Raw genomic sequence first — 13,258 nt, forward strand, 5'->3', positions numbered from 1 at the left:
TGACCGAACTCTCCTAAATCATTCGTCGTCTTACATGCAGGAGCATTATGGTTTTTGGGGTGCCTTTAGTGCCCTTATGGGAGAGGAATGTCTTGAACGCTGCGCCTACTTGGAGGAAGCCCGCCACCGCGTTCGCGCTGCTCACTGCGGCGGCGCTGACGGCCTCATGCTCCGGTGGCGCCCCCTCGGGAACACCCGACGCGCCCGAGGCCACCACCTCGGCCACCCCGCAGGCGCCCACCATCAAGATCACTCCTGCTGAGGGCAGCGCCAAGGTCAGCCCGGAGAAAAGAATCACCGTCATGGCCTCCGGCGGCGCCCTGGAGGACGTGACCGTCGAGGGCGACGAGGAGCCGGTCGAGGGCCGTTTCAACGCCGACAGGACCAGGTGGATCTCCAAGACGCCGCTCAAGCCGTCCACCGACTACACGGTCACCGCCAAGGCCGGCGCCACCTCCTCCACCAGCGGCTTCACCACCGCCAAGCCCGAGCGCGCGCTGCAGGTCGTCGACGTCACCCCCAACGCCAAGGGCGAGACCCTCGGTGTCGGGGCGCCCATCATCGTGACGTTCAACCAGCCCGTCACCAGCAAGGCCGCCATCGAGCGCGCCCTCGAGGTGGAGGCGGAAAAGCCCGTCGACGGCGCCTGGCGCTGGGTCGCCGACAACAAGGTCATCTACCGCACCGCCAAATACTGGCCGGCCCACCAGAGGGTGAAGTTCCACGCCGACATCACCGGCGTCAAGGGCGGCAAAGGCCTCTACGGCGTCAAGGACTACACCGCGAACCTCGAGATCGGCGCCAAGCAGATCAGCAAGGTCGACGTCGCCAAGCACATGATGTACGTCTACAAGGACGGCAAGCGCGTCAAGACCATGCGCATCAGCGCCGGCAAGGCCACCACCCGCGAGTACACCACCACCTCCGGCGTGCACCTGACCATGGAACGTGCGCACCCCGTCCGCATGATCTCCCCGGGCCGCAAGAAGGGCGACCCCGAGTACTACGACGTCATGATCGACCACGCGGTGCGCATCTCCAACTCCGGCGAGTACGTCCACGCCAAGAACAACGTCTGGGCGCAGGGCAGGCAGAACGTCAGCCACGGCTGCATCAACGCCCGCCCCGACCAGGCCAAATGGTTCTTCGACAACGTCCAGCGCGGAGACGTCGTCGATGTCAAAGGCACCGACCGCGACCTCGAATGGAACAACGGCTGGGGCTACTGGCAACTGTCGTTCTCCAAGTGGAAGAAGGGCAGCGCCCTGAAGGAGAAGACCTGACCCCCATGCACATCCGCAAAGGCGACGGCGGCGACGTCCCCGCCGTGCTGACCATGTTCGACAGCGCCGTGGCCTGGCTGGTCTCGCAGGGCCGCACCGGCCAGTGGGGCAGCCGCCCGTTCACCGGCGACGACAAACGCACCCGGCAGATCGCCGGCTGGGCCGAAGGCGGCGGCATGCACATCGCCGAGGTCGCCGGCCGGCCCGCCGGCTGCCTGGTCGTCGGCGCCCCCCACGACTACGTCACCCCCGCCGCCGAGAGCGAGCTGTACGTCCAGTGCCTGGTCATCGACCAGGCCTTCGCCGGGCAAGGCGTCGGCCGGGCCCTGCTCGACCACGCCTACGAGCGGGCCCGCGAGCTCGGCGTGAGCCTGCTGCGCGTCGACTGCTACGCCGGCGACGACGGCCGCCTGGTCGCCTACTACGAAAGCTGCGGCTTCACCCGTACGGCCCCCTTCACCGTGGGGGAGTGGCCGGGCATGCTCCTGCAGCGCCGCGTGACCTGAACCCGCCGGCCCTCCTCTATTGGCCAGCATGACCATCGACGATCTCATCCCGCCCGCCGGTGCGTCGCCGCCCGCCTCGCGGCCGGTGACGCAGGCCGTGATCCTCGCCGGCGGGCAGGGCTCGCGCCGGCGCCCCTACACCGACACCCCGCCCAAGCCGATGGTCGAGATTCCCGGCACCGGCCTGCCCATCATCGGCCACCAGCCGGAACGGCCGGCGGCCGAGGGAGTGAGCGACGTCGTCATCTCCTGCGGCCACCCGGCCGAGGTGGTGCTCGGCTGGCTCGGCACGGTGTCCCTGCCCCTCACGGTCATCCCGGTGGGCGCGCACCCCCGCGGGCAGGCCGTCACGACCAGCCCGCGGCCCTGCCCAGCGGGGAGTCGTCGCCCGGGGCCAGCGGCCCGGCCAGGAACACCGGCGCCTGCGCCATGAACCGCGGCCGCTCACCCTCATGCGCCTGCGCCGCGTGCACCGTGAACGGGTGCACGATGTACACGTCTCCCGGCAGGCCCGTGGCCAGTTCCACCGGCCGTTGCCGCCCGGCCGCGTCCAGCAGCGGCCCCAGCTCTATCGGGTCGTGCACCCGCTCGTCCAGCAGGGCGGCCACGTCCCGCTGGCTGCCGGCCCGGACCCTGGTCGGCGCGTCGCCCGGCCCCACCTCCGACAACAGCACCAGCAGCAGCAGCGTCTGCGGACGCCCGCTCACCCCGTAGCCTCCGTCCGGCAGAACGGTGCTGGCGTCGATGTGCCAGCCGCGATCATCGGCCGGCGCCACCCCCGGGAACCGCACCGGGATGTTGCCCACGCTGCCGCGCGGCACCCACCGGCCATGCCCGGCCACCGCGTCCAGCGCGGCGCGCAGCCGCTCACTGCCCATGATCTGCCCGAACGGCCCCTCACCGGTCAGGTCGGCGGTCCACACCACCGGCTTGGTCCACCCCGAAGGGTTGTCGGGAGACAGGCCGATGCGCTGCCACAGCAGCGCCCTGGCGGCGTCACCCACCTCGCGCGGCACCACCGCATCGACCTTGGCGAACCCGCGCTCGACAAACATCTCCACATCGATGACTTCCATGGCCGGCACGCTAGCAGCGCCGTCAAACGTTTTCCCGAAGGCTTCGCCCCTGAGCTCACACGAGGGCGAGCTGCGCCGCCCGAGGCTCGAGCGGCCGCGGCGGCGGCGCCCCGCACGCCATCCCGTACACCTGGCACAGCCCGGCGATCTGCCCCGTGATGCGCTCCTCGTAGCCGGGGGAGGGCAGGCCCGCACGATCGTAGAGCTCCTCATAGCGCTCCACCAGGTGCGGATGCGCCCGCGCCAGCCACTGCGTGTACCACGCCCGGGTGCCGGGCGGCAGCCGCAGCACCACCGGCTCCACGGCCCGCGCGCCCGCCCCCGCGATGCGCCGCACCGTGGCCGTCAGCTGGTCGGCCGCGTCGCTCAGCAGCGGCAGCACCGGAGCCATCAGCACCCGGCAGTCCACGCCCGCCTCCACCAGCGCCGACACCAGCTCCAGCCGCGCCTGCGCCCCGGGCGCGCCGGGCTCGACCGCCCGCCGGATCCTCTCGTCGACGAACGCGATCGACACCGCCACCCTCGCCCCCGCCCGCGCCAGCAGCCCGGCGTCGCGCAGCACCAGCGCGCTCTTGGTGTAGACGGTGAACGGCACCCCCGCCCCGGCCAGCGCCGCGATCACACCGGGCATCAGCCGGTAGGTCTCCTCGGCCGCCTGGTAGCAGTCGCCGCTGATCCCGACGGCCAGCTCCTGGCCGTCCCAGCGCGCCAGCTCCGCCCGCAACCGCGCCACCGCGTTGGGCTTGACCACGATGCGCGTGTCGAAATCGCCGCCCGCGTCCAGCCCCAGCCGCCGGTGCCCGCCACGGGCGCCGCACCCGAGACAGGCATGAGCACAACCACGGTAAGGGGACAGCGCCCACCTCTGGGCGATGCCCGCGACCTGCGGCACCCGCTCGATCATCGTGCGGGCCTGCAACTCGTAGAAGCCGCCGCGCACCACCGCGCGCCGCTCGATCAGCGGGCGATCGTCGGCGGCCTCAACCAGCGAAAGCGCGTCCCAAGCCACACCCCCCAGTGGAACACGCATTCGACTGCGTTTTCAAGCGATTCCCGCACACCCGCCCGCTCCCCGCCGACCGGACGCACCGCCGCATCGCCACGACATCGCCACGACCCGGCCCGGCTCTCGCGGGCCCGCGCCCTGAGCCGCGCCACGAGCCCGGCCTACAGTGGTACGCCCGCACCGCTCACCATCTGGGGGACAACCGCCCATGGCCTGGCTCCTGCTCACCCTCGCCATCGCCTCCGAGGTCCTGGCCACCTCCGCGCTCAAACTCAGCAACGGCTTCACCCACCTCGGCTGGAGCGTCGTCGTCGCCGCCGGCTACATCGTCTCCTTCGTCCTGCTCGCCCAGGCGCTCAAACTTCACCTCGAGGTCGGCACCGCCTACGCCGTCTGGTCCGGCGCCGGCACCGCCGCCATCGCCCTGATCGGCGCCGTGTTCCTGGGGGAGACCCTCACCCCTCTCAAGATCGGCGGCATCCTGCTCATCATCGGCGGCGTCGTCGTCCTCAACCTCGCGGGCGCCCGCTGACCCGGCCACCAGCGACGGAAAACCCTTTGCCGCCCCCGCGACCGATCCCTACACTGCCCCCCGTGCTCAAACCCCACTACCCCCTCACCACCGACCGCCTCACCCTGCGGCCCTTCACCCCCGGCGACCTCGACGCCGTCCACGCCTACGAAAGCCTCTCCGAGGTCACCCGCCACCTCTACTGGGGGCCCCGCGACCGCGACGCCAGCCGTGCCTTCCTCGACAAGAGGATCGCCCGCGTCGCCCTCCTCGACGAGGGCGACGCGCTCGACCTGGCCATCACCCTGAGCGACAGCGGCGAGCTCATCGGCAACTGCCTGCTCATCTGGACCAGCAAGCCCAACCGCCAGGGCGAGATCGGCTACGTCCTGCACCCCGACCACCACGGCCACGGCTACGCCCCCGAAGCCGGCCGTGCCCTGCTCCGCCTCGCCTTCGACGGCCTCGGCCTGCACCGCGTCATCGGCCGCCTCGACGCCGCCAACACCGCCTCCGCCCGCGTCCTGGAAAAACTCGGCATGCGCCACGAGGCCACCTTCATCGACAGCGAGATCGTCAAGGGCGCGTGGGTCAGCGAAGCGGTCTACGCCATCCTCGACCGCGAATGGACCCCATGACGATCCACCACCTCGCCCTGCGCGCCGACTGGCACAGCGCCCGCCAGGCGGGGGAGTACCGCGTCTCAACCCTGGGCCGCTCGCTCGACGACGTCGGCTTCATCCACTGCAGCCGCGACCTGGCCCAGCTGCGCGGCGTCCACTCCGCCTTCTACACCGACGTCACCGAGCCGCTGCTCGTCCTCGACATCGACCCGGCGGGCCTGGACGTGCGCCTCGAAAACGGCTTCCCCCACCTGTACGGCCCCCTGCCGGTCAGCGCGGTCACCGCCGTCCTCCCCTTCACCCCCTGACCTCTCCCGGACTTCGAGGAAGCCAAGCGCAGAAGACGGCGGTAGCGACCTCGAGAATGCAGGAATGATCGTTGTTGCGCCGATCGCCACCTTTGACGCTGGAGGACGAGTTTGCTGGGTAAGCTCACGCCGCACCTGGTCGTGGACGGTGCCAGACCGTTGCATCCGGTGATCTCCCCGGACGGTCGCTGGGTCGCCTACACGCTCGCCCCGGTGGGGCGATCAGAGGACCATCCCAGCAGTGCGATCTGGGTTGCCGCGACTGACGAAAGCTCTCCACCCAGGAAGCTGACCGCGGGAACGGCGCGCGACTTCATCCCGCGCTGGGCGCCGGATTCAACCTCGCTCTTCTTCGGATCGGATCGGGCGCGGCGAGGCACCATCCAGTTGCACCGGATATCCCTCGAGGGCGGCGAGGCGGAGACGTTGACCGCCTGGCAGGCAGGGATCTCCGACCACCTTCCGCTCGCCGACGGCCGGCAGATCGCGGTAGTGGCCGCGGAGCCGCCGACCCATGAGGACGAGCGCAGGACAGCCGAACGCGACGACGCCAAGGTGTGGGGAGAGCGGGTGCCCTATGGCCGACTGTGGTTGCTCGAGCTGAACTCCGGGCGGGCGCGCATGGTGAACGGACTCGGTGACAGGCATGTCGTCGAACTGGCGCAGCGGCCGGATGGCGGCCCCCTCGCACTACTCAGCTGGGCGACCCCGGAGCCCGACCCCGGCTGCTTGTCCTGCGAGTTGCATGCGGTCGACCTGGACACCGGCAAGGTCCAGGCGCTCGGCAGTGCCGCTGCGCAGGCATCCTCGCCCACCTGGTGGAGCGCAGACGGCACCTGGCACCTGTGCTACCTGGCGACGACCCTCCCCGGGCCGGTCGGGGGGCGGGCCGTCTTCGACCTCGCCATGCCCGAGTTCGGCTCGCCAGGAGAACACCGCAACCTGACCAGCGGCATGACCGTCTGCCCGTCCGGCCTGACGCAGGTCGCGGCCGGACCGCCACTGGCACTGTTCGCCGACGGGCTCGACACCGCGATCTACCGGCTCGATCCCGGAACGCGGCGGTTTCAGCCGGTACGTTCCGCAGAGGGCTTGGTCGCCTGGCTCACCGCGAGCAAGGCGGGCGAGGTGGTCGCCGCGGCGGCGAGCACGGCGTACCAGCCGCTGAACGTCCACGCCGGGCGGCCTGCCGATCGACTCGCGCAGCTCAGCGACACCAGGCCGGAGCTGCGCGAGATCGAGTGGGGAAGGCAGGAACGCCTCTCCTACAAGGCGTCCGACGGGCTGGACCTTGACGGGCTGCTGATCCTGCCGGCCGGAAGGAGCCGTCGCGACGGCCCGTTCCCGCTCATCACGCTGGTGCACGGCGGCCCGTACGACAGGTACGCCGACCGCTTCCTGCTCGACGTGCTCCCGTCGGGGCAATGGCTTGCGACCGCAGGGTATGCGGTCTTCCTGCCCAACCCGCGGGGCGGCGAGGGCCATGGCCACGATTTCGCGGCGGCCGTCGCCGGCGCGGTCGGCATGGACGAATGGACGGACATCCTCAGCGGCATCGACCTGCTGATCGCCGACGGCATCGCCGATCCGGACCGGCTCGGGATCGGCGGATGGAGCCACGGAGGGTTCATGACCGCGTGGGCCATCGGGCAGACAAACCGGTTCAACGCCGCGGTCATGGGTGCCGGCATCAGCGACTGGGGCATGCTCGTCGCAACCGGCGACTGGGGAGTCCTGGAGGCAGGCCTCAGCGGGAGCTGCGGCTGGGAAGGAGCCGGCCCACACGTCCACGACCGGCTCAGCCCCATCTCCCACGCCTCGGAAATCCGCACGCCGGTGCTGATCCTGCATGGTGAGGACGACACGAACGTGCCGGTCGGCCAGGCCACGTACTTCCACCGCGCCCTGCGACGCTTCGGTATCGAGCACGAGTTCGTCGTCTATCCGCGGGAGGGCCACTCCATCCAGGAACGCAGCCACCAGATCGACGTGCTGCGGCGCACCCGCGCGTGGTTCGACCGATGGCTCGCCGGCCCCACGTCACATCCCGGCTGACGCCTGGAGCGGCTCTGCGTGGACGCCACCGGGACGAGCATGCTGGGGCCCGACGCCCTGGCTTGCGGCCGATCATGCCGCCCGAGGACGCGATGGCCGAGCCGGAGTCCACGCTCCGGCCGGTAGGGCCCGCCGGCCGGGGGGGATCAGGTGGGGGCGGGCGTGGAGCGGACGGCCAGGTGGTCGAGGGAGATGCCGAGCACGTCGGCCAGGGCGGCGATGGTGAAGAAGGCGGGGGTGGCGATGCGGCCGGTCTCGATCTTGCGGAGCGTTTCGGCGGACATGCCCGCGGCCGCCGCGACCTCGACGATGCTGCGCTCGCCGCGGGCCTGCCGAAGGGTCGAGCCGAGTTGCTCACCACGGAGCCGCTCTTCAGGGGTCAGCGGAGGTCGCACCATGGCCACCACTCTATACCCGGATACTAATACCGGTATAGTTATCGAAGGGCTCAGCCGGACTCGCGCGGGCCGCCCGGCTCGCCCCGCAGCAGCGGATGCGCCCGCATCGCCACCTCCAGCTCACCCGGCAGCTCATCGCGGTAACGCCCCAACGTCGACAGGTCACTGTGCCCCAGCACCCGCCGCACCGCGTCCATGTCGACCGCGTCGGCCAGCAGATGCGTCGCCGTCGTGTGCCGCAGCCCATGCGGCGTCACCGACCGCCGCTGATCCGGGTCGACCCGCGCCTGCACCCGGTCGATGACCGCCTGCACATCCCCCCGCGCCAGCCGCCGCCCCCGCCACGACAACAACAACGCCTTGTCCTGTACCGCCGGCCGCCCCCGCGACAGATACTCCTGCAGCACCCGCGCCACATCCTCCGGCAACGGCACATCCCGCGTCCGCCCGCCCTTGCCGAAGATCCGCCAGTAGCGCACCCCGTCGTTGGTGAAGAAATCCTCCACATTGGCGCGCACCAGCTCCGACACCCGCGGCCCCACCGTCGCCAGCAACAACACGATCACCGCATCCCGCAACTCCGTACGCTGATCACGCCGCTTGCCCGCCGGCGCCACGTCCGGCACCGCCCGCGCCGCCCCGATCAGCCCCTGCGCCTGCTCCCGCGTCAACGCCCGCCGCTGCGGCCGCAACCCGCCCCGCTCCTTGGCCGTCACCGCCGACCCCGTCATCGGATTGAGCTGCACCCACCCGGCCAGCGCCGCATGCTTGAACAGCGCCGAGATCGACCGCCGAAACCGCGCCTGCGACGCCGCCGACTGCCCGCCGCCCCGCGCACCCGAGCCCGAGCCCGTCCGGCCCGCCGCGCGCCTGCCGTCCGGGCGGCGCGCGAACGCCAGCAGGATCGCATCGACGTCCGCGCCCGTCAGATCATCCAGCACCGTGGCCTCGCCCGCCAGCTCCACCAGCGTCGCCACGTCCCGCGCGTAAACCTCCGCCGTCGACGGCGACAACGCCCCCGTCACCGTCCTGGCCCGCACCAACTCCACATAACGGTCAGCCGCCTCCGCCACCGTCACCCGGTCGAGCTCCGCAGGCCGCACCGGCCACCACCCTCTCGCTGGACACGACAAGATCCGAGCAAGACCGTAGCGGCCGGCACCGACACAAACGCTAGATGTCGCGGAACGTCTCGATGCGCGCCCCCAGCGCGTTCAGCCGCTCCGCCAGATCCTCATAACCCCGATTGATCACATACACGTTCCGCAGCACCGACGTGCCCTCCGCCGCCATCATCGCCAGCAGCACCACCACCGCGGGACGCAACGCCGGCGGGCACATCATCTCCGCGCTACGCCACCGCGTCGGCCCCTCCACCAGCACCCGATGCGGATCCAGCAACTTCACCGACGCCCCCAGCCGCGTCAGCTCCGTCAGATAGATCGCCCGGTTGTCATAGACCCAGTCATGGATCAGCGTCGACCCCTGCGCCGAAGCCGCGATCGCCGCAAAAAACGGCACATTGTCGATGTTCAGCCCCGGGAACGGCATCGGATGGATCTTGTCGATGGGGGAGACCAGCTTCGACGGCCGCACCGTCAGATCCACCAGCCGTGTCCGCCCGTTGGCCGCGGCGTACTCGCGCCCCCGGTCGCAGTCGAGCCCCATCTCCTCCAGCACCGCCAGCTCGATCTCCAGGAACTCCACCGGCACCCGGCAGATCGTCAGCTCCGACGACGTCACCACCGCCGCCGCCAGCAGGCTCATCGCCTCCACCGGATCCTCGGAGGGGGAGTAGTCGACGTCCCGCTCGATCGAGGCCAGCCCGTGCACCGTCAGCGTCGTCGTCCCCACCCCCTCCACCCGCACCCCGAGCTGCTCCAGGAAGAAGCACAGATCCTGCACCATGTAGTTCGACGAGGCATTGCGGATCACCGTCACCCCGTCATGCCGCGCCGCCGCCAGCAGCGCGTTCTCCGTCACCGTGTCACCCCGCTCGGTCAGCACGATCGGCCGCGACGGCGACACCCCCCGATCCACCCGCGCGTGATAGAACCCGCCCGTCGCCGTGATGTCCAGCCCGAACGGCCGCAACGCCGACATATGCGGCTGCACCGTGCGCGTCCCCAGATCACACCCACCCGCATACGGAATCTGGAACTGCTCCGTCCGATGCATCAACGGCCCCAGGAACATGATCACACTCCTGGTGCGCCGGGCGGCCTCCGTATCCATCGCCTCCAGCTCCAACCGGGCCGGAGGAACGATCTCCAGATCACTGCCCTCATTGATCCACCGCGCCCGCACCCCGATCGACGCGAGCACCTCCAGAATCCGGTAAACCTCCTCGATCCGCGCCACCTTACGCAGAATCGTCCGCCCCGAGTTCAGCAACGACGCGCACAACAACGCCACACACGCGTTCTTCGACGTCTTCACATCGATCGAACCCGACAGCCGCCGCCCGCCCACCACCCGCAGATGCATCGGCCCGGCATAACCCAGCGACACGATCTCACTGTCGAGCGCCTCGCCGATCCGGGCGATCATCTCAAGACTGATGTTCTGGTTGCCGCGCTCGATCCGGTTGACCGCACTCTGACTCGTCGCCAGCGCATCCGCCAACTGCAGCTGCGTCCAACCACGATGCTGACGCGCATCCCGGATCAACCGGCCGATCCGCACAAGATAATCATCTGTCACACCGGAACCATATCTCACATATGAGATGCCTCCGCGTCCGACACCGACGACGCGCCGGACAACCCCCGATGAACCGCCAGATGCTCCGGCGTCGCCTCAGCCTTCACCTTGTGCACAAACGCCCGCCGAGCCGCCCGGAACCCATTCTGATCATCGAACATGTCCCGGCTCATCTCCGCCAGCTCCTCAGCCCGGAACGCATCCAACGGCTTACGCCGCTCATCCGCCTCCCGCGCCGCCCGACGCCCCGCCAGCAACCGATCGTAACCCGGATCCACCGCCAGCCGCTCCGCGTACTCCAGCACCCGGCGCTCGAAATCCAACCGCGACCCCGCCAGCATCCTGTCCGCCAGCCCCAGCTCCACCGCCTCGGCCGCCCCGATCGGCAACGCCTCCTGCGTCAACCGCAACGCCTGCTCCGCACCCACCCGACGCGGCAACACATACGTCCAGAACTCACTACCGAACAACCCCATCGTCCGGTAATGCGGATTCAACACCACCCCCTCACGCACGATCACCCGATCCGCACCCAACCCCATCATCACCCCGCCAGCACCGGCATTGCCGCCCACCGACGTCACCACCAGCTGCCCCGTACACCCCACGATCTCCCGGCACACCGCATTGATGGCATTGATGTTCATCCACGCCTCCAACTCCGGATGCCGCGCCGCCTCGATCACATTCAGATGAATGCCATTGGAGAACACCTCCCCACCCCGCACCACCAGCACCCGCGTATCCTGCGCCGCCGCATACCGCAACGCCGCCGCCAGCCGCCGGCACTGCTCCGTCGACATCGCCCCGTTGTAGAAGTCGAAACTCACCACCCCCACACCATCACTACGGTCATACGTGATCTCGCTGTACCCCGACCGCTCCGGCGCCGACGCCACCAGCTCACCCAACGCCATCGCCGCCGGCAACTTCACCGCCCCCTCACGCTCCAACCGCACATGCCCCACCCACACCGAACCGTCCCCCGTACGCACCAGCACGGCCCCCTCACGCCGCGCCACCACCTCACCCGGCACCCCACCCGGCAACTCCGGACCCCGATACACGTCGAACACCCGCACCGGCAGATCACACAACACCGTCCGCCCACCCGGCGACCCATCCGCCGCCCGCACCCGGCGCACGATCTCCTCACCTGGCTCCGACCAGGAGAACTCCCGATCCGCATGCCGCATCGCCCGCCGCAACCGCCCCCGCACCTCAGGCGAACGATAATCCAGCGGCACCGGCACGAACGACGCGTCCGCCGCCTTCCCCGCCACCTCCACCACCAGCTCCACCGCCGCATCGGCCACCGGCCCGTTGTACAACGCCGACTTACGCGGCGGCTCCGCCGGCATCGCGAACATCCGATACCCCCAGATCGGACCCGCGTCCATCTCCTCCACCGCCTGCAACGCCGTCACCCCCCACTCAGACTCGGCGTCCACGATCGCCCAATCCAGCGACGACGGCCCACGATCCCCAGGAGGACCAGGATGAATGATCACCGTACGGTGCCCCTGCCACAACGCCGCCGGCACCCGCTCCTTCAAGAACGGGCAGATCACCAGATCCGGCTTCGCCAGCTCGGCCGCCTCCACCATGGCCTGCTCAGAGACGGCCAGCTCGACACTCACCTCATGACCCTCGCGCCGCAAAGCCAGCCAGGAACGCTGGGTCAGGCCATTGAACGCGGAGCAGAGCAGCAAGATACGCAACGCGGTACTTCTTTCAGGACAAGGGGAGACGACACGACACACGGGCACGGGGGACCGGACTCAGCCGGACGGGTGAACCCACCGGTCTCGGACGATAAAGTCCATCCCATATGACCCATACATGCCATCGATGCTGACACGAAACTCACACCACCGCTGACACTTCACCGCAAATAACCCGCCTGACCAGCGCCGATAAGTCCTATTTGCCCACAAACATCACGCTCTGCGACGTGAACACACCCCTCGGCGATCACTCCGGGGGAGCGGGCCCGCGTCCCGCCGCAAGCAGGGGAGCGGGGCGGCGTCCCCTCGCGGCGGGACGCGGCGGCGCGGACACGATCACGCGCCGCAGGAGCCTCCCGGACGCGGACGGCCGGGGCAACGGGCGAACCCCGGCGCGCACGGCCGGGCCCTGTTTGCCTGCCGACCAGGGAACAATCAGCACAAAACCAGGACACAACACCCGATACCAGACAGAATCCCTGTTCTGTCGGGTATCAGATACGGATCCGCACGGCGCCCGGAAGGGCACCGGACCTACAGCCGGTTGACGAAACGCGAGGCGGCCCGCTGGCTCATGCCGGTTTCACCGCGCACGAGAAAGACGGCCTCACGGATCTGGCCGAGCGCCTTGAGCTCCCGCGCCTGATCCACAAGATCCGTGCTGGGATTGGGCCGGTTGCGCGGGCGTTTGGTGAGCCGGACGGTCCAGATGATCAACCAGATGGCCGCGGCGGCGAGGACGGCCGACAGCGCGATGAGGCTCGGGGTGGTGACCTCCAGGGGTGACATGGAAAGGCGTCTTCCCGGGACGAAACGGTTTAGTCGGCCCGCTCTCGTAGTTGCTCGATAATGAACATTATGTCAAGTAGAACGGGATGCATGTGGCTGGAGGGACTTCCCCGCGGGCTTGACATGCTGCCTTGACGGCCTGTCGATTCGCTTCCTCGGTGAGGTCGGCGCGCTTAATGTGGGGATTCTGCTATTCGCGCCGCGAGAGGAGCAGCACGTGGGGAGCCAGTCGGTGTTATGCCAGGTGTGTCAGGGGGTTCTGCCCGCTTCGGG

14 protein-coding genes are annotated in these 13,258 nt (G+C 69.6%); 7 read left to right on the forward strand and 7 right to left on the reverse strand.

Annotated features, from left to right (window positions below):
• Positions 1–92 precede the first annotated feature (92 nt).
• The 3 genes from ABGB01_RS31545 to ABGB01_RS31555 are packed head-to-tail and all read left to right on the forward strand — an operon-like array spanning position 93 to position 2,222.
• Positions 93–1,283 (forward strand): Ig-like domain-containing protein, encoded by a 1,191-nt coding sequence (locus ABGB01_RS31545; RefSeq protein WP_347777144.1) that lies wholly within the window; start codon positions 93–95, stop codon positions 1,281–1,283.
• 5 nt (positions 1,284–1,288) lie between these two features.
• Positions 1,289–1,789 carry an N-acetyltransferase gene (locus ABGB01_RS31550; RefSeq protein WP_347777145.1) on the forward strand — a complete coding sequence of 167 codons (501 nt, stop codon included), beginning with the start codon at positions 1,289–1,291 and terminating at the stop codon, positions 1,787–1,789.
• Positions 1,790–1,817: 28 nt separating this feature from the next.
• On the forward strand, positions 1,818–2,222 hold the full coding sequence (locus ABGB01_RS31555) for a sugar phosphate nucleotidyltransferase (protein ID WP_347777146.1): 405 nt from the start codon (positions 1,818–1,820) through the stop codon (positions 2,220–2,222).
• Here ABGB01_RS31555 and ABGB01_RS31560 read toward each other — a convergent pair.
• Together ABGB01_RS31560 and ABGB01_RS31565 are read right to left on the reverse strand one after the other, a co-directional pair.
• Positions 2,137–2,865, reverse strand: a complete 729-nt coding sequence (locus ABGB01_RS31560; RefSeq protein WP_347777147.1) for a phytanoyl-CoA dioxygenase — start codon at positions 2,863–2,865, stop codon at positions 2,137–2,139. The genes ABGB01_RS31555 and ABGB01_RS31560 overlap by 86 nt on opposite strands.
• A 55-nt stretch (positions 2,866–2,920) precedes the next feature.
• Positions 2,921–3,874: a radical SAM protein gene (locus tag ABGB01_RS31565; protein ID WP_347777148.1), complete on the reverse strand. Its 954-nt coding sequence runs from the start codon at positions 3,872–3,874 to the stop codon at positions 2,921–2,923.
• 205 nt (positions 3,875–4,079) lie between these two features.
• Here ABGB01_RS31565 and ABGB01_RS31570 point away from each other — a divergent pair, with 205 nt between their 5' ends.
• From ABGB01_RS31570 to ABGB01_RS31585, 4 genes are all read left to right on the forward strand, one after another.
• Positions 4,080–4,403 carry a multidrug efflux SMR transporter gene (locus ABGB01_RS31570; protein WP_347777149.1) on the forward strand — a complete coding sequence of 108 codons (324 nt, stop codon included), beginning with the start codon at positions 4,080–4,082 and terminating at the stop codon, positions 4,401–4,403.
• 62 nt (positions 4,404–4,465) lie between these two features.
• Complete coding sequence (locus ABGB01_RS31575) at positions 4,466–5,020, forward strand: GNAT family N-acetyltransferase (protein WP_347777150.1); 555 nt, start codon at positions 4,466–4,468, stop codon at positions 5,018–5,020.
• Positions 5,017–5,313, forward strand: a complete 297-nt coding sequence (locus ABGB01_RS31580; protein ID WP_347777151.1) for a DUF952 domain-containing protein — start codon at positions 5,017–5,019, stop codon at positions 5,311–5,313. Before ABGB01_RS31575 ends, ABGB01_RS31580 begins: the two co-directional genes overlap by 4 nt.
• A 111-nt stretch (positions 5,314–5,424) precedes the next feature.
• On the forward strand, positions 5,425–7,368 hold the full coding sequence (locus ABGB01_RS31585) for a S9 family peptidase (protein WP_347777152.1): 1,944 nt from the start codon (positions 5,425–5,427) through the stop codon (positions 7,366–7,368).
• 146 nt (positions 7,369–7,514) lie between these two features.
• Here ABGB01_RS31585 and ABGB01_RS31590 read toward each other — a convergent pair whose 3' ends face one another.
• The 5 genes from ABGB01_RS31590 to ABGB01_RS31610 all read right to left on the reverse strand — a co-directional run bounded on the left by ABGB01_RS31590 (position 7,515) and on the right by ABGB01_RS31610 (position 12,985).
• Positions 7,515–7,766, reverse strand: coding sequence for a helix-turn-helix transcriptional regulator (locus tag ABGB01_RS31590; RefSeq protein WP_347624403.1), 252 nt, complete (start codon positions 7,764–7,766; stop codon positions 7,515–7,517).
• Positions 7,767–7,816: 50 nt separating this feature from the next.
• Positions 7,817–8,869, reverse strand: coding sequence for a tyrosine-type recombinase/integrase (locus ABGB01_RS31595; RefSeq protein ID WP_347777153.1), 1,053 nt, complete (start codon positions 8,867–8,869; stop codon positions 7,817–7,819).
• 70 nt (positions 8,870–8,939) lie between these two features.
• Positions 8,940–10,469, reverse strand: coding sequence for a UDP-N-acetylglucosamine 1-carboxyvinyltransferase (locus ABGB01_RS31600; RefSeq protein ID WP_347624399.1), 1,530 nt, complete (start codon positions 10,467–10,469; stop codon positions 8,940–8,942).
• Between the two features lie 14 nt (positions 10,470–10,483).
• Positions 10,484–12,190, reverse strand: a complete 1,707-nt coding sequence (locus tag ABGB01_RS31605; protein ID WP_347777154.1) for an enoyl-CoA hydratase-related protein — start codon at positions 12,188–12,190, stop codon at positions 10,484–10,486.
• 540 nt (positions 12,191–12,730) lie between these two features.
• On the reverse strand, positions 12,731–12,985 hold the full coding sequence (locus tag ABGB01_RS31610) for a hypothetical protein (protein WP_347777155.1): 255 nt from the start codon (positions 12,983–12,985) through the stop codon (positions 12,731–12,733).
• Positions 12,986–13,258: the final 273 nt, after the last annotated feature.

The sequence above is a fragment of the Nonomuraea sp. B5E05 genome (genome assembly GCF_039880665.1).
Lineage (GTDB): Bacteria > Actinomycetota > Actinomycetes > Streptosporangiales > Streptosporangiaceae > Nonomuraea.

Bases quoted from the DNA above. Each gene is read 5' to 3' on its own strand.
- ABGB01_RS31610 (WP_347777155.1), bottom strand. From the start codon at position 12,985: ATGTCACCCCTGGAGGTCACCACCCCGAGCCTCATCGCGCTGTCGGCC.
- ABGB01_RS31550 (WP_347777145.1), top strand. From the start codon at position 1,289: ATGCACATCCGCAAAGGCGACGGCGGCGACGTCCCCGCCGTGCTGACC.
- ABGB01_RS31560 (WP_347777147.1), bottom strand. From the start codon at position 2,865: ATGGAAGTCATCGATGTGGAGATGTTTGTCGAGCGCGGGTTCGCCAAG.
- ABGB01_RS31580 (WP_347777151.1), top strand. From the start codon at position 5,017: ATGACGATCCACCACCTCGCCCTGCGCGCCGACTGGCACAGCGCCCGC.
- ABGB01_RS31590 (WP_347624403.1), bottom strand. From the start codon at position 7,766: ATGGTGCGACCTCCGCTGACCCCTGAAGAGCGGCTCCGTGGTGAGCAA.
- ABGB01_RS31570 (WP_347777149.1), top strand. From the start codon at position 4,080: ATGGCCTGGCTCCTGCTCACCCTCGCCATCGCCTCCGAGGTCCTGGCC.
- ABGB01_RS31555 (WP_347777146.1), top strand. From the start codon at position 1,818: ATGACCATCGACGATCTCATCCCGCCCGCCGGTGCGTCGCCGCCCGCC.